The organism is Gilliamella sp. CG16 (genome assembly GCF_046635785.1).
Taxonomy (GTDB): domain Bacteria; phylum Pseudomonadota; class Gammaproteobacteria; order Enterobacterales; family Orbaceae; genus Gilliamella; species Gilliamella apicola_I.
Map to the genome: position 1 here is coordinate 504,283 of NZ_JBIDFL010000001.1, position 22,961 is coordinate 527,243.

Annotated in this window: 20 protein-coding genes; 4 read left to right on the forward strand and 16 right to left on the reverse strand. The window is 36.2% G+C overall.

Features of this window, described 5'->3' with window-relative positions:
* Positions 1 to 85: 85 nt before the first annotated feature.
* From lon to ACGH47_RS02340, 16 genes are all read right to left on the reverse strand, one after another.
* Positions 86 to 2,521 carry an endopeptidase La gene (gene lon / locus ACGH47_RS02265; protein ID WP_267352399.1) on the reverse strand — a complete coding sequence of 812 codons (2,436 nt, stop codon included), beginning with the start codon at positions 2,519 to 2,521 and terminating at the stop codon, positions 86 to 88.
* 196 nt (positions 2,522 to 2,717) lie between these two features.
* A complete protein-coding gene (gene clpX / locus ACGH47_RS02270) occupies positions 2,718 to 3,983 on the reverse strand; it encodes an ATP-dependent protease ATP-binding subunit ClpX (protein WP_267361334.1) in 1,266 nt (421 codons plus the stop codon).
* Between the two features lie 24 nt (positions 3,984 to 4,007).
* Positions 4,008 to 4,610 carry an ATP-dependent Clp endopeptidase proteolytic subunit ClpP gene (gene clpP / locus ACGH47_RS02275; protein ID WP_065558960.1) on the reverse strand — a complete coding sequence of 201 codons (603 nt, stop codon included), beginning with the start codon at positions 4,608 to 4,610 and terminating at the stop codon, positions 4,008 to 4,010.
* An 89-nt stretch (positions 4,611 to 4,699) separates the two neighbouring features.
* Entirely contained in the window at positions 4,700 to 6,001 is a 1,302-nt protein-coding gene (gene tig / locus ACGH47_RS02280; RefSeq protein WP_267352401.1) for a trigger factor, read from the reverse strand.
* A 109-nt stretch (positions 6,002 to 6,110) separates the two neighbouring features.
* Positions 6,111 to 7,139, reverse strand: coding sequence for a UDP-3-O-(3-hydroxymyristoyl)glucosamine N-acyltransferase (gene lpxD / locus ACGH47_RS02285; protein ID WP_411622575.1), 1,029 nt, complete (start codon positions 7,137 to 7,139; stop codon positions 6,111 to 6,113).
* A complete protein-coding gene (locus ACGH47_RS02290; protein WP_267352403.1) occupies positions 7,139 to 7,627 on the reverse strand; it encodes an OmpH family outer membrane protein in 489 nt (162 codons plus the stop codon). The genes lpxD and ACGH47_RS02290 overlap by 1 nt, the downstream gene beginning before the upstream one ends.
* 41 nt (positions 7,628 to 7,668) lie before the next feature.
* Positions 7,669 to 10,092: an outer membrane protein assembly factor BamA gene (gene bamA / locus ACGH47_RS02295; protein ID WP_267380407.1), complete on the reverse strand. Its 2,424-nt coding sequence runs from the start codon at positions 10,090 to 10,092 to the stop codon at positions 7,669 to 7,671.
* A 25-nt stretch (positions 10,093 to 10,117) separates the two neighbouring features.
* Positions 10,118 to 11,437, reverse strand: coding sequence for an RIP metalloprotease RseP (rseP, locus tag ACGH47_RS02300; RefSeq protein ID WP_267361329.1), 1,320 nt, complete (start codon positions 11,435 to 11,437; stop codon positions 10,118 to 10,120).
* Between the two features lie 15 nt (positions 11,438 to 11,452).
* Positions 11,453 to 12,295 (reverse strand): phosphatidate cytidylyltransferase, encoded by an 843-nt coding sequence (locus tag ACGH47_RS02305; protein ID WP_411589954.1) that lies wholly within the window; start codon positions 12,293 to 12,295, stop codon positions 11,453 to 11,455.
* Positions 12,289 to 13,020 carry an isoprenyl transferase gene (locus ACGH47_RS02310; protein ID WP_267352407.1) on the reverse strand — a complete coding sequence of 244 codons (732 nt, stop codon included), beginning with the start codon at positions 13,018 to 13,020 and terminating at the stop codon, positions 12,289 to 12,291. The genes ACGH47_RS02305 and ACGH47_RS02310 overlap by 7 nt, the downstream gene beginning before the upstream one ends.
* Positions 13,021 to 13,076: 56 nt before the next feature.
* Complete coding sequence (gene crp, locus ACGH47_RS02315) at positions 13,077 to 13,709, reverse strand: cAMP-activated global transcriptional regulator CRP (protein WP_267352408.1); 633 nt, start codon at positions 13,707 to 13,709, stop codon at positions 13,077 to 13,079.
* A gap of 357 nt (positions 13,710 to 14,066) precedes the next feature.
* Positions 14,067 to 15,029, reverse strand: coding sequence for a tRNA dihydrouridine(16) synthase DusC (gene dusC, locus ACGH47_RS02320; protein ID WP_411589955.1), 963 nt, complete (start codon positions 15,027 to 15,029; stop codon positions 14,067 to 14,069).
* A gap of 8 nt (positions 15,030 to 15,037) precedes the next feature.
* The gene (locus ACGH47_RS02325) at positions 15,038 to 15,799 is read right to left on the reverse strand and encodes a molybdopterin-synthase adenylyltransferase MoeB (protein ID WP_411622576.1); all 762 of its coding nucleotides are present in this window, start codon (positions 15,797 to 15,799) and stop codon (positions 15,038 to 15,040) included.
* Positions 15,800 to 15,878: 79 nt separating this feature from the next.
* Complete coding sequence (locus ACGH47_RS02330; protein ID WP_411622577.1) at positions 15,879 to 17,198, reverse strand: amidohydrolase; 1,320 nt, start codon at positions 17,196 to 17,198, stop codon at positions 15,879 to 15,881.
* Positions 17,199 to 17,218: 20 nt separating this feature from the next.
* Positions 17,219 to 17,668, reverse strand: coding sequence for a hypothetical protein (locus ACGH47_RS02335; protein WP_411622579.1), 450 nt, complete (start codon positions 17,666 to 17,668; stop codon positions 17,219 to 17,221).
* On the reverse strand, positions 17,665 to 18,456 hold the full coding sequence (locus ACGH47_RS02340; protein ID WP_267361320.1) for a DUF3100 domain-containing protein: 792 nt from the start codon (positions 18,454 to 18,456) through the stop codon (positions 17,665 to 17,667). The genes ACGH47_RS02335 and ACGH47_RS02340 overlap by 4 nt, the downstream gene beginning before the upstream one ends.
* Before the next feature lie 272 nt (positions 18,457 to 18,728).
* Here ACGH47_RS02340 and aspS point away from each other — a divergent pair, with 272 nt between their 5' ends.
* The 4 genes from aspS to ubiD all read left to right on the forward strand — a co-directional run bounded on the left by aspS (position 18,729) and on the right by ubiD (position 22,932).
* Positions 18,729 to 20,486, forward strand: coding sequence for an aspartate--tRNA ligase (aspS, locus tag ACGH47_RS02345; RefSeq protein ID WP_411622581.1), 1,758 nt, complete (start codon positions 18,729 to 18,731; stop codon positions 20,484 to 20,486).
* A gap of 10 nt (positions 20,487 to 20,496) precedes the next feature.
* On the forward strand, positions 20,497 to 20,949 hold the full coding sequence (gene nudB / locus ACGH47_RS02350) for a dihydroneopterin triphosphate diphosphatase (RefSeq protein ID WP_267352415.1): 453 nt from the start codon (positions 20,497 to 20,499) through the stop codon (positions 20,947 to 20,949).
* Between the two features lie 10 nt (positions 20,950 to 20,959).
* Positions 20,960 to 21,376, forward strand: coding sequence for a hypothetical protein (locus ACGH47_RS02355; RefSeq protein WP_411622583.1), 417 nt, complete (start codon positions 20,960 to 20,962; stop codon positions 21,374 to 21,376).
* 89 nt (positions 21,377 to 21,465) lie between these two features.
* On the forward strand, positions 21,466 to 22,932 hold the full coding sequence (gene ubiD / locus ACGH47_RS02360) for a 4-hydroxy-3-polyprenylbenzoate decarboxylase (RefSeq protein WP_411622584.1): 1,467 nt from the start codon (positions 21,466 to 21,468) through the stop codon (positions 22,930 to 22,932).
* Positions 22,933 to 22,961 lie beyond the last annotated feature (29 nt).

Consider the following 22,961-nt stretch of genomic DNA (forward strand, 5'->3'; position numbering starts at 1 on the left):
AGCATATTTACTAAAATAGGCTATTGTCAGAATGTTAAGCAAAAAAAAAGATCAACATGCGTTGATCTTTTTGAAATTTAGATAATTAATTTAATCGAGCTGGCACTTCAACATTCCCTTTTACTTTTTTAATCGCCTTTTTAGTCGGTTGTTTTAAAGTAACTTTATTGGTAACAGGTTCCATTCCAAATGGGTTATTTTGAAGTGCTACGGTTATAACATCATCAATCCATTTTACAGGTATAATTTCAACTTCAGATTTAACATTGTCTGGGATGTCTTCCAGATCTTTGACATTATCCATTGGAATTAACACAGTTTTAATGCCACCACGATGTGCTGCAAGAAGCTTTTCTTTCAAACCACCAATTGGTAACACTTCTCCACGCAATGTGATCTCGCCTGTCATTGCAACATCAGAACGAACAGGATTACCCGTTAATGTTGATATTAATGAAGTACACATAGCAATGCCTGCACTTGGACCATCTTTTGGTGTCGCACCATCTGGCACGTGCACATGAATATCACGTTTTTCATAAAAATCACTATTGATACCCAATTTCTCCGCTCGAGAACGAACAACTGTTAATGCAGTTTGAATGGACTCTTGCATAACATCACCTAATGATCCAGTATAGGTAAGTTTTCCTTTACCTGGAACACTGACAGATTCAATAGTTAACAAATCACCACCGACCTCTGTCCAGGCAAGTCCAATAACTTGTCCTATTCGGTTTTCATTATCCGTTTTTCCATAATCGAAACGTTGCACGCCTAAGAACTCTGCTAAATTAGCTTGCGTGACTTTCACTTTTTTCAATTTACTATCTAGCGCTAATTGTTTAACAACTTTGCGACAAATTTTGGCTATTTCACGCTCTAAACTTCGCACACCTGCTTCACGAGTATAATAACGAATAATACCGATAATGGCAGAATCTTCAATGTCAATTTCTTTTGATTTTAAGCCATTATTTTCAATCTGTTTAGCAATTAGATGTTGTTTAGCAATATTCAATTTTTCGTCTTCTGTGTAACCAGAAAGTCGAATCACTTCCATTCTATCAAGTAATGGAGCAGGAATATTCATTGAATTTGCCGTTGCAACAAACATCACATCGGATAAATCATAGTCAACTTCCAAATAGTGATCACTAAATGCATTATTTTGCTCTGGGTCAAGAACTTCTAATAAGGCAGAAGCAGGATCTCCACGCATATCAGATGCCATTTTATCAATCTCATCTAATAAGAATAATGGATTTTTCACCCCAACTTTAACCATACGTTGAATTAATTTACCCGGCATAGAACCGATATAAGTACGTCGATGTCCACGTATTTCTGCTTCATCACGTACACCACCTAAAGCCATTCGGACATACTCTCGCCCTGTTGCTTTAGCTATTGACTGACCAAGCGAAGTTTTACCAACACCTGGCGGCCCAACTAAACATAAAATAGGACCTTTTACTTTATTGACTCGTCCTTGCACAGCTAAATACTCTAAAATTCGGTCTTTGACTCTCTCAAGTCCATAATGATCCTTATCTAGAATCTTTTGAGCAGCTTCAATATCTTTTTTCACTTTACTTCGTTTATGCCAAGGAACTTGTAACATCCAATCAATATAACCACGTACCACGGTCGCTTCCGCTGACATTGCTGGCATCATCTTAAGTTTATTAAGTTCAGCCATAGCTTTTTCTGTGGCTTCTTTTGGCATTTTTGCTTTAGTGATTTTGGTTTTTAACTCTTCAAACTCATCAGGTTTATTATCAATATCACCCAATTCTTTATGAATAGCTTTGATTTGTTCATTTAAGTAATATTCTTTTTGCGCTTTTTCCATTTGTTGTTTTACACGCTGACGAATATTTTTTTCAACTTGCAACAAATCGATTTCAGCTTCCATCATTGCAATAAGCAATTCGAAACGTTTTTCTAAATCAGCTGTGACTAGAATTTGTTGTTTCTGATCCACTTTCAAAAATAGCGTTGCCGCAATAGAATCTGATAATTGTGAAGGTTCTTTTATTAAACGAATTGAATCAACCACTTCTTGTGTGATTTTTTTGTTGAGTTTTGAATATTCTTCAAAATTAGATAATACAACGCGGACAAGCGCTTCATTGAGATCTTGAGCACGTTTTTTCTCACTAAGTGGTTTAATATTAGCAATTAAAAAGTCATCATCATTTTGATCGACAATATCAACTATTTTAGCTCGCTCTACGCCTTCGACTAAAACTTTCACTGTGCCATCTGGCAATTGGAGTAATTGTAGAATATTCGCTATCGTGCCAATTTCATATAAATCTTCAATATCTGGATCATCTTGCGATGGATTTTTTTGGGTAACAAGAAAAACTTGCTTATCCATTTCCATTGCACTTTCAAGGCAACGTATAGATTTATTTCGTCCTACAAAGAGAGGGATCACCATGTGTGGGAACACAACAACATCACGTAATGGTAAAATAGGCATAATCATTGATTTAGTTTGTTTTGTTTTCATATTGTTCTCTCTGGTAATACAAACTTATTAGGTAGATATTGGGATTGTTTTGAGATATTCAAGCCTATTTTATTATTGTTTAAAACATATTATTCCTTAAAAGCCTTGACGAATTCAATCACACATAATGTTTAGTTTTACTTATACAATTTTTTCATCAGTATACTGCCACTTTCATGGCAGTTTATTTCTATCATTAAGCTAAAAGTTTCGTGTTATCTCGATACACTAGCTTAGGTGGTTGAGATTTTTCAACCGTGTCTTGTTCAACAATCACTTGTTTAATATTTTTTTCTGATGGTAAATCATACATCGTATCTAATAAAATATTTTCAACAATCGAGCGTAAACCACGCGCCCCTGTTTTACGTTGCATCGCTTTGACGGCTATGGCGTCTAATGCTTCTTTAGAAAACTCAAGATCTACACCATCTAAATCAAACAATGCTTGATATTGTTTAGTTAATGCATTTTTAGGTTCAGTCAATATACTGATTAGCGCATCTTTATCCAGTTCAGATAGTGTACCAATCACAGGTAACCGTCCAATAAATTCTGGAATTAAGCCAAATTTCACTAAATCTTCAGCTTCGATTTGGGCTAACAGTTCAGATTCAGAAGCTTTTTGCTTGGTACTTTTAACATCAGCGCCAAAACCGATTCCTGTATTAGTTGAAACACGATTTTCAATGACTTTATCCAAGCCACTAAATGCGCCACCACAAATAAATAGGATTTTTGATGTATCAACTTGTAAAAATTCTTGTTGAGGATGTTTACGTCCCCCTTTAGGTGGAACGGATGCAACCGTACCTTCAATAATTTTTAACAATGCTTGTTGAACTCCTTCGCCCGAGACATCCCGTGTGATTGATGGATTATCTGATTTTCGTGAAATTTTATCAATTTCATCTACATAAATAATACCACGTTGCGCTTTTTCAACGTCGTAATCGCAATTTTGTAGTAATTTTTGAATAATATTCTCAACATCTTCGCCCACATAACCCGCTTCCGTTAGCGTTGTGGCATCGGTCATTGCAAAAGGAACATCCAGATATCGAGCCAATGTTTCAGCTAATAATGTCTTTCCACTACCTGTTGGTCCAATTAATAAAATATTACTTTTACCTAATTCAACATCTCTCGGATTAGAATAGTTGCGTAACCTTTTATAATGATTGTAAACCGCTACAGATAATACTTTTTTGGCGCGATCTTGACCAATAACGTACTCATCAAGATGTGCACGAATTTCATGAGGGGTTGGTAAAGGTTTACTGATAAACTCTTCATGGGAAAGAAAATTTTTAGTTTCCTCTTTCAAGATATCATTACACAAACCAATACATTCGTTGCAAATATAAATAGATGATGGCCCTGCAATGAGTTTACGAACTTCATGCTGACTCTTACCACAAAAAGTACAATAAAGTAATTTTTCGGAATTTGTTTTATTCACTTTAACCACCTACCTAGTCTGTTATTAAGATCGTTTACTGTATATGGCATCCACTAAACCATATTCAACCGCTTTTTCAGCAGACATAAAGTTATCACGATCTGTATCTCTTTCAATCACGCTAATATCTTGACCTGTATGCATCGCCATAATTTTATTTAATCGACTTTTAACCTGTAAAATTTCTTGAGCATGAATTTGTATATCAGAAGCTTGACCTTGAAAACCGCCTAATGGTTGATGGATCATCACTCGAGCATTAGGCAAGCAGTAACGTTTTCCTTTTGTACCGGCAGTTAGAAGTAAAGACCCCATTGAACAAGCTTGGCCTAAACAAATAGTGCTAACATCAGGTTTGATAAATTGCATCGTATCATAGATTGCCATTCCTGCTGTTACTACACCACCAGGTGAATTGATATAGAGATGAATATCTTTTTCAGGATTTTCGGCTTCTAAAAATAGCATTTGAGCAATAATTAAATTAGCCATGTTATCTTCAACTTGACCTGTTAAAAATATAATCCGCTCTTTCAATAAACGTGAATATATATCATAAGCCCTCTCTCCACGAGAACTTTGCTCAACCACCATTGGTATAACACTCATAAATGGTTCTAACGGCATTTTTATCTCCTAATTAAACAAAATAGCCCAAACAGATAATCCTTATTTGGGCTTTAAAGTAATTTTTTTAAACTGAATAAAACTGCTAATTAAGCCATTTGCTGATTCATTAATTCAGAAAATGAAGAATTTTTATCAGTTACTTTTGCACTAGCTAATAACAGATCAACAACTTGATCTTCTAGCGCTACAGAACGGATATTGTCCATCGCTTTTTTATCTTTGCGGTAATATTCTATCACTTCTTTAGGATCTTCATAAGCCGTTGCTATTTCATCAATCAATGTTTGCACACGAGCCTCATCAGCTTTGAGTTTATTACTTTCAATGATTTCACTGAATAATAATCCAATACTGACACGTCGTTTTGCTTCAGCTTCAAATAACTCTTTTGGTAGTTCCATTGGTTGTTTCATGTTGCCACCAAAACGTGATAAAGCCTGTTGACGTAATACATCAACTTCACGATCGATTAACGCAGTTGGAACGTCAATTTCATTATTTTTAACCAATCCGTCGATAACTTGTGATTTGATTTTGTTACGAATTGTCGCATTAAGTTCACGTGTCATATTTTTACGAACTTCAGCGCGTAAACTTTCGATTGTTCCATCAGCAATACCAAAACGTTTAATAACATCTTCAGTCAGCTCAGGAAGTTCAAGCTCTTCAACTTTTGTCAATGTTGCAGCAAATACAGCTGGTTTACCTTTCAAGTTTTCAGCGTGATAATCTTCCGGGAAGGTTACATTAATATCAAACGAATCACCTGCTTTATGCCCAATAATCGCATCTTCAAAACCGGGGATCATTCGACCTTGTCCTAAAACTAATGCAAAATCATTAGCTTTTCCACCTTCAAACTCTTCTCCATCTACTTTACCCACAAAATCTAAAGTCACTCGATTTTGTTCGCCTGCAGCTTGTTCTGTTACTTTCCAAGTACCTTGTTGTTTACGTAGTGTTTCAATCATAGTTTCAACATCTGCATCGACAACTTCTGCAACAGGTTTTTCAACTTCAATTTTATCTAAATCTTTAACTTTAACGTCAGGATACACTTCGAATTCAACGTTAAATGTGTAATCTTCACCATTTTTATATTCTTTAGGAGTATAAGTTGGAGCACCAGCTGGATTTAATTTTTCTTGAATAATCGCATCAATAAAACTTTTTTGCATTAAATCACTTAATGCTTCTTGTAAAATTGAAGCACCGTAACGCTGTTCAACAAGTTTTAAAGGCACTTTTCCTTTACGGAAACCATCAATACGAACTTTTTTAGCCGTATTAACTAATTCTTTATCAATAGCTTTTTTAATATTTTCAGCTTTAATAGTAATTGACAAACGTCGACCTAAACCTTGTGTTGTTTCTACCGAAACTTGCATCTTTATACCTCGGAATTATTGAATATATTCAGCCCATAAATAAATCATCAATGATATTTGGGCTTAAAAAAATTATAAAATAGGTTGGCATTATACCGACCGAAACTGGCTACGTCGAGCTATTTAATAGTTTCTTCTCAAGTGATTTCAAGCGTTTATTCATTTCATCAATATGTAAAACTAATGAAGCGGTTTTTCGCCATATTTTATTCTCTTGCAATGGAATACCTGATGAATAAACGCCTGGCTTAGTGATCGGGCGCATAACCATGCCCATTCCAGTCACAGTGACTTGATCACAAATTTCCATATGTCCATTGATTACACTTGCGCCACCAATTAAACAATGACGTCCTATAGTCAGACTTCCTGCCATTATTACACCACCAGCAACGGCAGTATGGTCACCTATAATATCATTATGGGCAATTTGGCATTGATTATCAATAATCACCCCATTACCAATCACGGTATCATCAAGTGCACCACGATCTATCGTAGTTGATGCCCCAATTTCGACATTATCACCGATAATAACACGTCCAAGTTGAGGGATTTTAATCCATTTACCTTTGTCGTTCGCATAACCAAATCCATCAGAGCCAATAACGGTTCCAGATTGAATCAGGCAATTTTTACCAATAACGCAATTATGATAAACAGTTACATTAGCCCACAATTTAGTGTCGGCACCAATAGTCGTATTTTTTCCTACAAAACAACCCGCTCCGATAATGCAGCCATCCCCTAAATTTACACCGCTTTCGATAACGGCATTAGCACCGACCGAAACATTAGCGCCTAATTGAGCGGTAGGGTCGATCACAGCAGAAGGCGCGATATCTTTGGCAGGATCGGGGGTTGTATCAAGATATTGTGCTAATTTTGCATAGGCAAGATAAGGATTTTTAACAATCAATGCAGCACCGTGCCAATACTTAAGGCTATCTTCAGTCATCACAATAGCAGAAGCTTTACATTCTGCTAATTTGCTTTGCAATTTTTGATCCGCCAAAAAAGTGATTTGCCCAGATACAGCGCTTTTCATTGAAGCTATACCGGTAATGAGTATATCTGCATTACCGTGTAATTGTGCGTCAAGATAGTTTGCTAGTTGCTCTAAACGACAAGCCAACATTATTTTTTGACCTTTTCCAATACTTTTTCAGTGATATCAACGGCATCAGAGGCAGAAAGTGCTGCTTCGGCTTTCAAAATAAGATCATATTTTTCAGTAGCAACAATCTCTTTAACTGCACTTTGAATTTGTTTCAATAATTTTTCTGCTTCTTCATTTTCACGTTTACGATATTTTATTGAAAAATCTTTTGCTTTACTTTCAAAATCAGCAATTGTTTTATTCAATTTGCTTTTTTCCGATGCAGATAGTGTTGGACCATCTTTTTTCAAACGAGCGCTTGCATTCTTCGCTTTTTCTTCTTGATCTTGTAACGATTTGATTTGTGATTCAAATTCCTTATCTAATGCTTTACCAACGGCTTCCCGTTGAGGCATTTGTTGTAATACAGACATCACATCTATAACACCAATTTTTATTTCTGCATTAGCTATACCTGTATAGAGAAGCGCTGCACTAAGACTAATAATAGATATAATTTTTTTCACTTTTTTCACCTATGTGTATTTCATTTAATTACAACATGGTTTTACCATGTTGAACCTATGTTAAACTGGAATTGTTGAGACGAATCGCCGTCATATTTCTTAAGCGGTATTGCGTAAGAAAATACTAATGGTCCAAGTGGTGACATCCACTGTACTGCAACACCTAGCGAAACTCGTATATTTGAAGGAGAACTGTAATCATGCAAATGATTACCTTTTAAGTTCCATTCGGTATCCCAAACCGTACCTGCATCAACAAAGAATGATGTTCGAATACTATCGGAATACTTTTCACTAATAAAAGGCGTTGGAACAATTAATTCAGCACTTGCAAATGCTAATGCATTACCACCTACCGCATCCTTAGACTCTACACATCCTGAAGTATTATTTAAATTACTACAGTTTGCTCTATTAAAATAGACTGCTTTAGGCCCAACAGTATTGGATTTAAATCCTCGAAGCACGGTCGAACCACCTGCATAAAAGTTTTCATAAAATGGTAGCTGTTTTCCACCAAAACCATTTCCATAACCTAATCGACCACGCGTTAAGAATACCCAATTATGATCGCTATCAAGAGGATAATAATAAGATGCATCAGCAACCACTTTATAGAAGCGGTTATCAAATATTGGAGCCGTAATTTTTGCGTTAGCCGATACTTTTAAACCTTCTGTCGGGAAATAACCACGATTTAATGAATTATATGTCCAATTCGCATTTAATAATAAATCATTAGTATCATAGGTCATGGAGTGTTTATTTTTAGTGTTTTCACCCATTGAATGGAAGTAACGCCACATACCATATTGTGGTTTCATATCGGATAATTTCCGATTAGCATACTCGCTACCAAAACGGATAAAATTATTTTCACTAATTGGGAAACCTAAATTAGCTGATGCACCCCACAACTTACTTGAATAAACAGATTCATCATCATCATCATCTGCTTTATAAGTATTGTAATAAATGCTTCCACCTAAGCTCACCCCGTCAATAGTAAAGTAAGGGTTTACAACTGATATCGATGCAGTTTTATCGGTATTTGTCGTATTTACATCGAATGAAACACTATTACCCGTACCTAACCAGTTATCTTGCGAAATACCAGCATTAAAACTAATACCACTATCAGAACCAATACCGACACCAAGTTTGATGCTACCTGTGTTACGCTCCGCGACTTTGTAAGTAATATCAACTTGATCTTCGGCCCCCGGAACACGCTCAGTTTCAACATCTACTGATTCAAAAAATCCTAGTCGACTTAAGCGATCTTTACCTAATTCTACAAGTCCATTACTCAGCCAAGAACCTTCCATTTGACGAAGTTCACGACGGATAACACCTTCACTTGTTATGGTATTACCTTCAATGTTGATATTACGAACATAATAACGCGGCCCTACATCAACAAACATAATTAATTTTACGGTATGCGTTGAATCATCCATTTCAGGTTGAATACTGACTTTTGGATAAGCATAACCAAAATTTGCAAGTAGCTGTTTTACATTATCTTCAATATCAGTAATTTTTTTACCATTATACAAATCACCTGTTGAAACACGCTCTTTTGCTATTTTAGTAATCGCATCCTTATGTCCGGCAAAATCCCCTTTGAAGTCAAAATCAGATAATTTATATTGTTCACCTTCATGAATATTGATAGTGACATAAATACCTTTCTTATCTGGCGTTAAACTGACTTGCGTGGATTCAATATTAAAACGTGCATAACCTCGATTTAAGTAGAAGCTTTGTAATTCATCTAAATCAGAAGCTAATTTTTGTTTTTGATATTTGCGATCGCCAAGCATGTTCCACCACGGCACTTCATCACGCAGAGAAAAGCGTGAAATTAGCTCTTCGGACGAAAATGCCTTAGCCCCAACAATGTTGATTTGATCGATTAACGCTGATTTACCTTCCGCTACAACTAATTTTAAATCAACGCGATTACGAGATAATGGTGTGACAACAGCTTTAATTCGAGCATTATATTTACCGACGCTATAATAAAAATCTTCTAGCCCTTTTTCCATGGCAGAAAGCATGGTTCTATCAAGTGCGTCGCCTTCCCGAATACCTGAGCTATCTAAATTCTTTTTCAGCATATCATCTTTAATTGATTTATTACCTGAAAAAGTAATACTCGCAATGGTTGGACGCTCTTCAACATGAATGATTAAGCTATTACCATCTCTAGAAATAGTAATATTATCGAAGTTTCCACTTGAGTAAAGTGATTTAACAATATGCCCCAAATCAGACTCACTGACATAATCACCAACTTGGATTGGCATATCAAGCAATGCTGCCCCTTGAGTTACCCGTTGTAATCCTTCAAATTTGATTTCTTTTACTACAAAATCATCAACACAAAATGCATTGGAACTATATACTGCTGTTGTGCTAAACAGCAAAGATGCTATAAGTAATTTATTTATTTTTTTCATTGTAAATGTTTATAACCTCATTCCATCACAATCGTAAAACATCATTAAATAGTGCAATCCCCATTATTACCAGTAAAAAAGCAAATCCGAAACGATAAAAACGTTCTTTTGCTTTAATTGATAAGCTTTTACCTTTTATTTTTTCAAATAATAAAAAAATTAGGTGCCCACCATCTAGCATTGGTAATGGAACAAGATTGATTACCCCCAAACTTATACTAATAAATGCCAGAAAATATAAGTAAGGTGTGAAACCATAACTTGCTGTTTGCCCTGCGCTTTTTGCTATTGTTATTGGTCCTGATAAATGATTAAGTCCAATAACACCTGTTACTAACTGATAAAAAGAACGAATTGTTAACTGAGTAGTTAACACTGTTTGTTCTAATCCTTTGCCAAACCCTTCTAAACATCCATACTGCTTAATGACTGCTTCCGAGGTAGGATATAGCCCCGCAATACCTTCACCATTTGCCTGTATTGACGGCGTTAAATCAAGGTAAAGATTTTTATTTTCACGCTCAATTTTTAATCTTATTTGATTACCTTTCTTTATTATAGCTGAAAAATCATTCCAATCTACATAAGGGTGTTCATCATAACTTAGAATCTTATCACCAATTTGTAAACCCGCTTTTTCGGCAGCTGAATTTGGTATAATTTTACTCACAATTGGATAAATTTCCAATGTTTTAGGTACCAACCCAAAGGTCTTTATTGCTGATTCTTTTTCAATATCAAAATGCCAATGACGAATATCAACACGTTGACTAACTTCTTTTTGATGATTATTACCAGCATTAATCAAATAGGTAATCGTCACATCATCTTGTCCTAAAATAGACATTAATGCAAAATTTACATCATTCCAACTTTCAATCTGTATATTATTAATCTTTTTTAACTCTGCCCCTGAAGGGATATTCACAGTAGCAACAGGTGTATCGGGTATTGTACTGCCTATTTTAACCGGATAGGTAACAACACCAAGCATAAAAATTATCCAATAAAGAATGAAAGCTAAAATAAAGTTAGCAAATGGACCTGCAAATATAATTGCTGCTCGTTGCCATATCTTTTTTTTATCAAAAACCAGTTTTTCTTCGTCGGTTGATAAGTTTTTCGCATTTCCGTCCAGCATTCTAACATAACCACCTAGTGGAATCATAGCAATGACAAATTCTGTTCCACCTGAAAACTTATGTGACCATATTTTTTTCCCAAATCCTATGGAAAAACACTCAACCCGAACGCCACATAGCCTTGCCACGAAAAAATGCCCAAATTCGTGTACTGTAACTAATATACTAATGGTAATGATAAATAACAACAGAGACCAAAGCAAAGTTAATTACCTTATTTAAAATAAATTGAAAGATAATGCTGCAAAAATCGGCACTGCAGCAGTCAAACTATCAATACGATCTAAAATACCGCCATGTCCAGGGATTAAATTTCCACTATCTTTGATGCCTGCTTCACGTTTGAACATGCTTTCAGTTAAATCACCTAATGCTGATGCAAAAATAGCGAATAAAGAACTCATAATAAAACTGGTCAAATTAATTGAAATAAATCCGGTAAAGTAGGCAATAAAACTAATAACAACGGCAACAATCACACCGCCAATAAATCCCTCTAAAGTTTTACCGGGTGAAACTTTTGGTGCTAATTTACGTTTCCCCATACTGCGCCCAACAAAATAAGCGCCAGTATCTGTTGCCCAGACTAAAATAAAGACATATAACAGACAATAAGCGCCGGTATAAGTATTCGCACTATAATTAATCATTCTAAGTTCGATCATCCCGATAAAAAAAGGAACGAGAGTAAAAAAAGCAAATATTAATTTAGCAGTGATAGAACCACGCCAATATTTAGCCGTATTTGGATAGGTAAGAACTAAAAATAGTGCAACCAACCACCAACATAACGAAAGTAACAATAACCCTGAATATAACTTCAATTTTACCACAACCGGAATGGGTAATAGACAGAGTAAACTTAATAAAATAATAACGACTAAAGCAAATATAACTCTTTGCGGTTTTTGGGTTATTGCTAAAAACTGCGACCACTCAAACGCTGCAAGACCACAAATAAAAATCATAATATAGGTGAAGAGTGATAATGGCGCGAAAAAAAGCGTTAGTATAACAACAGGTATTAGAATAATAGCAGCTAAAATACGGTGAATTAACATGATTGCTCCTCCACTAGAATACCGCCAAAACGACGATCCCGGGTATTAAAATCACTGATTGCTTGATCAAATAACGCCTGATCGAAATCCGGCCATAAAGTATCAGTAAAATAAAGTTCAGCATAAGCAATTTGCCATAATAAAAAATTACTTATTCTGTATTCACCACCAGTACGAATAACTAAATCAACATCCGGAAAATCACCCATTGACATTTCTAACCCTAAACGTTCCTCAGTAATATCATCTATCATCAACTCACCATGTTTTACTTGTATTGCTATATTGCGGGCTGATTGTAATATATCCCAGCGTCCGCCATAGTTAGCGGCAATATTTAACACCAGTCCCGAATTATTTTTAGTTAATGCCTCTGCATTAACTATCATAGTTTGAAGTTGCTCATTAAAACGCGAAATATCCCCAATGATATTCAAACGAATATTATTTTTATGTAAACTTTTTGTTTCTCGGTTTAATGCATAAATAAATAGCGAAAGTAAAGATGACACTTCATTGGATGAGCGTTTCCAATTTTCACTACTAAACGCATATAAAGTTAGTACTTTGATACCAATGGTTGCAGCATAACTCACAATTTTACGCACAGCTTTCAAACCGGCACGATGACCAAATGCTCGTAATTGATTTTGTTTTTTTGCCCAGCGACCATTTCCATCCATAATTATAGCCACATGACTTGGAATACATCTTTCTTGTGTCATGTAATATCTCGCGTTATATCAATCATGTTATGACTAAATTTCGTAATATTTTTCAATTATCGTGTACCATAAACGACAATCGTTTTACCGTGTGCAGAGATGAGATGCTGATCTTCAAGCATTTTTAAAATTCGCCCTACTGTTTCTCGTGAACAACCAACTATCTGACCTATTTCTTGACGAGTAATTTTGATTTGCATGCCATCCGGATGCGTCATCGCATCGGGCTGTTTTGCTAAATTTAACAAAGTTTGTGCAATACGACCGGCAACATCAAGAAAAGCTAAATTACTGACTTTTTCTGAAGTCACTTGTAAACGACTTGCCATTTGGCTTGCCAATCGCATCAAAATATCAGGATTAACTTGTACAAGTTGTTTAAATTTTTTGTACGATATTTCAGCCACTTCGCAACTTGTTTTCGCTTTAACCCAAGCACTTCGTTCTGTGCCTTCTTCAAAAAGTCCTAATTCGCCCAAAAACTGACCTTGATTTAAGTAAGACAAAATCATTTCATTGCCTTCATCATCCTTGATTAAAACAGCAACAGAACCTTTAACGATGTAATAGAGAGTTTCGGCTTTTTCTCCTTGGTGAATCAGGGTACTTTTAGCTGGATATTTATGAATATGGCAATGAGACAAAAACCATTCCAACGTTGTATCCGATTGTTGCTTACCGATAATCATTCAGTCCTCTCTATACTATTTTACAATTTACAACTTATACACTATAACAAAATTACATAATAAATTATATACTCACAATTAAGATAATCCGTTTTTTATTCTAGATAAATCGTTGTTATATCACTTATTATAGCTATAATATCAGGACTAAATATTTAAGTTTGATTTTTACACAATTTCTGGAAGATAACGATGAAAAATGAATTCGTGAATATAATTTATATAACAATTAAATATTTATAAAGAATTCAATTAGGCAAAAAGTATATTGATTTAATTCTAATTATACTCTAACAAACGTGATGACCAAGTACGTCATCGTAAGCAATATCAATGACCAATGGAACAACTTCACCGTCAAAAATGCTGTGATTGATCTGTGATTCGCTTTAAATGTTCTGAAATCTCTTTTTGTGTTTTTAGTGTCCTAATTTGACTGAGTAAGTCTGATGCAGGCGCATAGTATTGCCGAAAATAAGCAAGCCACTGTTTAATGCGAGCTGAGTGATATAACGGTTTTACATCTTCTATCGTTATGGTTGCGTAACGCATTAATATATTTAATACATTTTGCCAGCTTAAAGGCGCTTCATTAAAACGTAGCATATTCGCTAAATTTGGTATAGTTAATATTCCGCGTCCTAGCATAATATCGCTTGTTTGGCTTTGTCTTACACAATCTTGCGCATGTTGTATAGAAAAAATCTCGCCATTGGCTATGATCGGAATATCGACCCGTTGCTTTATATTTCCAATTGTTTGCCAATCAATTTTATCGGCTTGATAACCATCCGCTTTTGTTCGACCATGAATAACCAACTCATTTGCACCAGCAAGTGCAATGGCGTCAGCAATTTCATAACAATAAGATTTATCTGCCCAACCTAAACGAATCTTAACGGATAATATTTCGGATGTTCCCATTGCCTGTCTGACTTGCTTAACAATATTGAAGATTTGATCTGGATATTGCAATAGATATGCGCCACCATGACTACCAACAACGGTTTTAGCAGGACAGCCAAAATTAATATCTACCCCATGCGAGCCTAATTCAATTGCTTTAACGGCATTTTCTGCCATCCACTCGGGTGATTGTCCAAGAATCTGCACACGAACTGGAGTACCGGATGCCGTTTTGCCGCCATGATTCAGCTCGGGACAAAGTCGATAAAAAGTTCGATTCGATAATTTATGATGAGTAATGCGCACAAACTCGGTCACACAGTAATCCAATGCGTTTATTTCAGTCAAAATTTGCCGGACATGATAATCAAGTACCCCTTCCATTGGCGCTAAAATAATACGATCGATGTTCATTGTGTTACCTATATTTTATGACTGTTTCCACAAACCTGACAATCTGGCTGTTTCGACAAAGATACGTGATTAAAATGCATACTTTTTGCATCAATCATCAGTACACGACCAACCAAAGGTTGACCATAATCAGTCAAAACTTTAATTGCCTCTAATGCCTGCATGGAACCAAACATGCCAACTAAAGGCGCCATTACCCCCGCTTCAACACAAGTCAGTTGATCTTGCCCAAACAATCGACTTAAACAGTGATAACAAGGCTCATTTGCTTGATAAGTAAAAGTCGTTAATATGCCTTCCATTCGAATTGCAGCACCTGACACTAACGGTTTTTTTACTTGGAAACAGCAGCGGTTAATCTGCTCTCTGGAGGATAAATTATCGGTACAATCAATGACAAGATTATGTTGTTTTATAAGAGAAGTTAACGAAACATCATCAAGTTTCTGATTAATAGTCTCGATTTCAATATCAGAATTTATTTTAATTAATGTTTGTTTCGCCACATCTACTTTCAGTTGGTTAATCTCTTGATTAGTATATAAAATTTGACGATTTAAATTGGATTCTGATACGGTATCAAAATCAACTAGCGTCAATTTACCTATACCTGCACGACTCAAATAAAGCGAAGCTGCGCACCCTAAACCGCCTAGCCCGATGATCAATACCGCACTATTTTTTAACATTTGCTGTTTATCGATATCAAAGCCTAGTAAGGAAATTTGCCTGTCATAACGAAGTAATTCTTGATCGGTTAGTGCTAGCATAGGGAATCATCATCGTGATTAATCATAAAGAATCTATTATAGCAGAAACTTGGCACAGCATTGTGCCAAGTCATAAACATTATTTATCAAAACTCGCTAAGAAGCTTAAATACTCGTCTTTGGTCATCAATGGTTTATAGTTTGATAATAATGTTTGAGCTGGTTTTGCGTCATCATACAGCAAATCGATAATGGTACATGCCATCATCTGGGCTGGACGAATATAAGCCATCTCTTCATCAAATACCGTATAATCTTTGCCATGTAACACACCTCTAACGGATCCTATCCACGGATGACTAACAGGCATGATATGCGATAAATCGCCCGTATCTGTGCTACCGGTCATATGCGGTGCAACCGACACATTTTCCTCGCCAATTAACGCTTCAGCATTTGCTTTCAAAAATGCATTTAAGGTTGGATTATTTTGCAATGGGAGATAACCCGGTAAATCTTTAATTTCACAAGTTGCCCCTACAGCCATTGCCCCAGCTTTTAATGCCTGATTAATTCGTTCATTAGCATCAATCATTGCCGGAACATTACCCGCTCGAACATAGCTTTCCATTCTGACATCACTTGGTACAACATTTACCAAATCACCGCCTTGGGTAATGATTGGATGAAAACGAATATAATCTTTTTCCTGAAACGTTTCACGTATAGCATGAACGCCCATCATCCCCATCATTGCTGCATTTAACGCATTAACACCAGCATGAGGAGCCGCCGCCGCATGTGCTGCTTCACCTTTATACTTGATTAATTTACCGATAAATCCATTACTTGTGGTTGAAATCTCAATAAATCCGTCTTGGCGATCGTCTGGTACACTGGTTAAATGAATTTGAAGTGCCATATCCACATCATCAAATTCACCCCGTGAAATAAGTTCGGGTTTACCACCAATATACTTAATTTTACCTTCTTCAATCAGACGATTACGATAAGTAATTTCAACGTATTCTTCGGCCGGTACTGCAAAAGGAACGACATCACCGGCTAAAAATTGCATCGCTCCAGAATCGATTAATCCCATGGTGACAGCCATCATATTCGCTATTTGAGCATTATGACCACAGCAATGGGCAGCGCCAGAGGTTTCATCGGCTGCAGGATGGTCAGCACAGATAATGGCATCAAGCTCACCAATAATTGCGACACTGCAATGGCTTCCTTTTCCACCTTTTAAGCGCCCTTTGACCCCTGTTAACGCCAATTTATTTTTATAGGGTACACCAAGTTTTTCAAAAGTTTCTTCAACTTTTTTTGCGGTTTTGTGTTCTTTATAGCCCAGTTCAGGTTCAGCCCAAATTGCCTCAGCAATCGCTTTTATATCTGCTTTACGATTAGCAATGGCACTGCAAACTTGTCGTTTTAGTTCTTCTTTTGTCATACATTAAATCCTACCTAATATTAAATCACACCTTCCCACTTTAAGGTAATTTGGGCAATGATAGCGGCAAAAAGGAAAGTACCGGAAAACACCGCTAATGAAACGGGGATAATTCGCCAAGAGATACTTTTGAATAAAGCAAGATCTTTACCAATGGCTAATCCAGCGTAAGCAAGCACTGGTGTACAAACAGCAAGTAAAGAGACATGTTCAGTTATCGCAACAACTTGCTCATGAAATGGAAATATTGGTGAAGAAGCCACGGCCGCCACAACTGATACCCACAAAATAACAGGAAGTTTATTGAATAATGGCACTTTGCTTATAAAAAAACCAACAACCGATATTGCGACAAGCACAGCTAAAGCTTGTAATGACAGTATAAAATCAACATGATAACCGACTGTATTGCCAGCAGCCATGATAATTGCGACTAAAATCAATAAAAAAACCGTTTCGAAAATCTTCATGATAGTGAGCTCCTTTTACTGCTTTGGAAACGAGCAAAAACATTATAGAGAAAAGAAGCAAACGGTAGTGAGAATAATGTATAAATATAAATACCAACTATACTAGACATTAAATTAGCCGTTGTTGCATAAGCTTTGATGTCACTCGCCATATTCGGATAAAGGTCACTTATCGGCGCAAGTGATGCCGCCATCATACTACCACTACCAACCCCTGCCCCCATGGCTAATGCATATGGATGAAGAACGTCTAATTTTGCCATTACACTAGCAAGGATACTCATCCAAATCGCCCCATAGAGCGTACCACAAACATACATTGCCATGACACCACGACCTTCGGGCGAATCCAATCCATATTTATCTGCCACAATGGCAATATTGGGTTCACGTGCAACAGAATAGGTTGCCCCGACCGCTTCACGCTTCATTCCTAACATCATTGCCAACGGTAAACCGAGTAAAATAGTACCCGCAAAATGCCCTAATTCTTGGAAAATCAAAGCCAACTTGGCATCATGCAAAATCATATCAATTTTAGGCCCTACCGCAACGCCTAATTTGGCAATCAGTAACATTAACGTCACAATCATCACCGAACTAGCATGAAGCATATTTTTATGTTTTAAGATTTTTAATTTAGGAAGACTGATAAGACCACCAATAATCATGGCAAATAGCATAGGATACAACATGATAATCCAGATAGACTGCCTACCAACAAACTCACATACTAAAACAACTATCAGCGCAAGCAAGTGCACTCTATAGTCTTTTAAAATTTCCATCCTTTCACGCCTCTTTACATAAATTTCCGGTCAATAAAACTATCCATGACAGCTATTATCATAATAATTATTATTTTGCACAGCTAATATACATAACCCAGATTACTTGCGTCAACACGCATCTACCATTAAATACACATAACCAAACAATATATTTCAATGACGCAAAAATAATTAAAGAATAAATCTCAACAAATGCCTTTATAAGGACACTATTTGATTTATAATACCTCATATTTTTTTATAAGATTGGTATTTAAACAGGATATTTTATGCGTTCAATTTATTGTGGTCATTTAACAGCATCTCATATTAATCAAGAAGTCACATTATGCGGTTGGGTCAATAAGCGTCGAGATTTTGGCGGTATGATATTTATTGATATGCGTGATCGCGAAGGGATTGTACAAGTATTTTTTGATCCTGAATATCAACAAGCTTATCAACTTGCCAGTGAACTTCGTAATGAATTTTGCATTCAAATTAAAGGAAAAGTAAGAGCAAGACCAGAAGGACAAGCAAATAAAGACATGGCTACGGGTGAAGTTGAAATCTTAGCCACTGAGCTGACAATTTTCAATCGCAGTGATGTGCTGCCACTTGATTTTAACCAAAACAACAGTGAAGAACAGCGTTTAAAATATCGCTATATTGATTTACGTCGTCCTGAAATGACAAACATCTTCAAAACTCGTGCTCAAATTACTGCGTTTGTACGTAACTTTATGAATGAGCATGGTTTTCTTGATATTGAAACCCCTATGTTAACCAAAGCAACGCCAGAAGGTGCGCGTGATTACCTTGTACCAAGTCGAATTCACAATGGTGAGTTTTATGCACTGCCACAATCACCGCAATTATTTAAACAACTATTAATGATGTCTGGCTTTGACCGCTATTATCAAATTGTAAAATGTTTTCGTGATGAAGATTTACGTGCAGATCGCCAACCAGAATTTACACAAATTGATGTTGAAACTTCGTTTATGACCGCAGAGCAAGTCCGTGAAGTTATGGAGCAAATGATCCGTGAACTTTGGTTACATGTTAAAAATGTGGATTTAGGTCAATTCCCTATCATGACGTTTGCCGAAGCGATGCGCCGTTATGGTAGCGATAAACCTGATTTACGAAATCCGTTAGAAATAATAGATGTTGCCGATTTAGTAAAAGATGTCAATTTTAACGTATTCTCAACCCCAGCCAATGATCCAAAAGGTCGAGTTGCACTACTTTGCGTGCCAAACGGAGCCCAGTTAACCCGTAAACAGTTAGATGATTACACACAATTTATTTCGGTCTATGGCGCTAAAGGTATGGCATGGATTAAAGTCAACGACCGTAATAAAGGTCTTGAAGGGGTACAAAGTCCGGTTGCTAAATTCTTTAATGAAACGCAAATGGAAGCACTGTTGAATCGTGCTAATGCCAAAGATGGTGATATTTTATTATTTGGGGCAGATAGTTATAAAGTTGTCAGTGATGCATTAGGTGCACTACGATTAAAAATAGGTAAAGATTTAAATCTGACTGATGAAAATAGGTGGGCTGTGCTTTGGGTAGTGGATTTCCCAATGTTTGAAGAAACGGAAGAAGGTCTTAGTGCGATACACCATCCATTTACATCACCAAAAGACTTGACGCCAGAACAGCTTAAACAAAATCCTGAAAACGCGATAGCTAACGCTTATGACATGGTTATCAATGGATATGAAGTAGGTGGAGGGTCAGTACGTATTCACCGTAGTGAAATGCAACAAGCTGTGTTTTCTATTTTAGGTATAAATGAACACGATCAACGCGAAAAATTTGGCTTTTTACTTGATGCGCTAAAATATGGTACACCGCCACATGCAGGACTTGCATTTGGTTTAGATAGATTAAGTATGCTATTAACAGGTACCGATAATATCCGGGATGTTATCGCATTTCCTAAAACAACAGCGGCAACTTGTTTAATGACAGATGCACCAAGCCCGGCAAATCCTAATGCATTAGCTGAGCTTGGTATTGAAGTTAGCAAAAAATAGTGATGTCTTAATGCAAAAGTTCAAAAAGCCTGAATCTGTTTTAGTTGTTATTTACTGTCAAAAAACTTTGCGTTGCCTTATGCTACAACGCAAAGATGATCCCAATTTTTGGCAGTCAGTAACAGGTAGCATGGAAGATAACGAATTGCCGGTTGAAACTGCCATTCGTGAGGTTTTTGAAGAAACAGGCATTGATATTTTGGGTAAAAATCTTAATTTAATCGATACTAACCATACGGTTGAATTCAAGATTTTTCCACAATTTAGGCATCGATATGCACCTGAAGTTGAAATAAATAAAGAACATTGGTTTTATTTACCGCTCGAAAATGAAATAACACCAACGCTTACTGAACATTTAGCCTATCAATGGTTGACAATTAGCGATGCAGCTAAAATAACAGCATCGCCAAATAATCAAGAAGCAATTAATGAAATTATTCAATTAAACGAGATTAACTAAGGAGTAGGAAATGAAATTAAGTCAGTATGCCATTGTGTTATCAAGCTTATTGTATTCTATACCTAATAGTTATGCTGAAATTAACATTAAAACATGCCAAACCAACAAAACTGATTATATCATTTTTGATGAAATCGATTCGCAAATCGCTGAAAATATTATCGAACACAAATTACATAATCAACCTGAAATACGAGAAAATACCATCATCAAAGTGTTTGCTAATGAAAACAATGATGATAGAAACTATTGGATTGCTTCTTTTGAGTTTGAAGATCAAACGACCCAATATCTTTTTTATCAAGTAGATGAAAATAAATTTATTGATATCGACCAACAGCAATTTAAAACATTATTACCTAAAATTGTGAAATGCAATCTAAATCAACAAGTGCCTATTTATAGTGAAAATTTTGACGCTGACTAGTTGATGACAAAATAACGTTAACATTTAGGATGTTAGACTACCTTAAATTAGTGTAAACAAAGGCAGATTAATAGGGAGTAATTATTTTTATGAACTTGACCAATTTTCGTGATTTTTTAAATTATCTTGAAGAACAAGGTGAATTAAAACGAATTCCCTATCCTGTTAATCCTTATTTGGAAATGACCGAAATTGCAGATCGTGTTTTACGTTCTAAAGGCCCAGCCTTATTGTTCGAAAATCCTATTGGTTATGACATGCCCGTACTTTGTAACCTATTTGGAACATCCAAACGTGTTGCGATGGGAATGGGGTTAGAAGAAACATCGCAATTACGTGAAATTGGTGAATTATTAGCTTTTTTACGTGAGCCTGAACCACCAAAAGGCATTAAACAATTTTTTAATGTGTTACCCAAATATAAGCAAATATTAAATATGCCTGTTAAGCGACGATCGTCTGCGCCTTGTCAGGAATTGATTTTTAAAAATGAAGAAGTTGATTTAACTCGTCTGCCAATCATGCATTGTTGGCCCGATGATGTAGCACCACTTTTAACTTGGGGACTAACGATAACGAAAGGACCTTATAAAGAAAGGCAAAATGTCGGCGTTTATCGCTTACAATTATTGGGTAAAAATAAGTTAATTATGCGCTGGCTATCTCATCGAGGAGGAGCGCTCGATTTTGCAGAATGGCAACAAACCCATCCTAATGAAAAGTTTCCTGTTAGCGTTGCCATTGGTGCAGATCCAGCAACCATTTTAAGTGCAGTCACTCCCGTACCAGATACCTTACCAGAATACGCCTTTGCAGGTCTGTTACGCAATAGTCGAACTGAAGTAGTAAAATCGCTATCCAATGATTTAGATGTCCCCGCTACCGCCGAAATTATCTTAGAAGGCTATATTGATCCGAATGAATTAGCGCCTGAAGGCCCATATGGTGATCATACTGGTTACTACAACGAAGTTGAAAAATTTGCTGTTTTCACGGTGACGCATTTAACTCGTCGAAAAGATGCGATTTATCACTCTACCTATACGGGTCGTCCACCCGATGAACCGGCCGTAATGGGACTGGCATTAAATGAGGTATTTATCCCTATTTTACAAAAACAATTTCCTGAAATTGTCGATTTTTATTTACCACCCGAAGGATGTTCCTACCGGATTGCAATTGTGACCATCAAAAAACAGTATCCAGGCCATGCTAAACGTGTCATGATGGGCGTTTGGTCTTACTTACGCCAATTTATGTATACCAAATTTGTTATTGTATGTGATGATGATATCAATGCCCGAGATTGGAAAGATGTCATGTGGGCTATTTCAACGCGCATGGATCCTCATCGTGATACCACATTTATTGACAATACGCCGATTGATTATTTAGATTTTGCTTCGCCTGTTTCTGGGTTAGGCTCAAAAATGGGATTAGATGCGACCAATAAATGGCAAGGCGAAACTCAGCGAGAATGGGGAAAAATCATCAAAAAAGATCCAAAAGTTGTGGCTTATATCGATGAAATTTGGGATAAACTTGGCTTAGAGTAAACTGACATGATAAGTTCAATTAAACACTC

Bases quoted from the DNA above. Each gene is read 5' to 3' on its own strand.
- lon (WP_267352399.1), bottom strand. From the start codon at position 2,521: ATGAAAACAAAACAAACTAAATCAATGATTATGCCTATTTTACCATTA.
- clpP (WP_065558960.1), bottom strand. From the start codon at position 4,610: ATGCCGTTAGAACCATTTATGAGTGTTATACCAATGGTGGTTGAGCAA.
- tig (WP_267352401.1), bottom strand. From the start codon at position 6,001: ATGCAAGTTTCGGTAGAAACAACACAAGGTTTAGGTCGACGTTTGTCA.
- lpxD (WP_411622575.1), bottom strand. From the start codon at position 7,139: ATGTTGGCTTGTCGTTTAGAGCAACTAGCAAACTATCTTGACGCACAA.
- bamA (WP_267380407.1), bottom strand. From the start codon at position 10,092: ATGAAAAAAATAAATAAATTACTTATAGCATCTTTGCTGTTTAGCACA.
- ACGH47_RS02305 (WP_411589954.1), bottom strand. From the start codon at position 12,295: ATGTTAATTCACCGTATTTTAGCTGCTATTATTCTAATACCTGTTGTT.
- ACGH47_RS02310 (WP_267352407.1), bottom strand. From the start codon at position 13,020: ATGACACAAGAAAGATGTATTCCAAGTCATGTGGCTATAATTATGGAT.
- crp (WP_267352408.1), bottom strand. From the start codon at position 13,709: ATGATTATCGGTAAGCAACAATCGGATACAACGTTGGAATGGTTTTTG.
- dusC (WP_411589955.1), bottom strand. From the start codon at position 15,029: ATGAACATCGATCGTATTATTTTAGCGCCAATGGAAGGGGTACTTGAT.
- ACGH47_RS02325 (WP_411622576.1), bottom strand. From the start codon at position 15,799: ATGCTAGCACTAACCGATCAAGAATTACTTCGTTATGACAGGCAAATT.
- ACGH47_RS02330 (WP_411622577.1), bottom strand. From the start codon at position 17,198: ATGACAAAAGAAGAACTAAAACGACAAGTTTGCAGTGCCATTGCTAAT.
- ACGH47_RS02335 (WP_411622579.1), bottom strand. From the start codon at position 17,668: ATGAAGATTTTCGAAACGGTTTTTTTATTGATTTTAGTCGCAATTATC.
- ACGH47_RS02340 (WP_267361320.1), bottom strand. From the start codon at position 18,456: ATGGAAATTTTAAAAGACTATAGAGTGCACTTGCTTGCGCTGATAGTT.
- aspS (WP_411622581.1), top strand. From the start codon at position 18,729: ATGCGTTCAATTTATTGTGGTCATTTAACAGCATCTCATATTAATCAA.
- nudB (WP_267352415.1), top strand. From the start codon at position 20,497: ATGCAAAAGTTCAAAAAGCCTGAATCTGTTTTAGTTGTTATTTACTGT.
- ACGH47_RS02355 (WP_411622583.1), top strand. From the start codon at position 20,960: ATGAAATTAAGTCAGTATGCCATTGTGTTATCAAGCTTATTGTATTCT.
- ubiD (WP_411622584.1), top strand. From the start codon at position 21,466: ATGAACTTGACCAATTTTCGTGATTTTTTAAATTATCTTGAAGAACAA.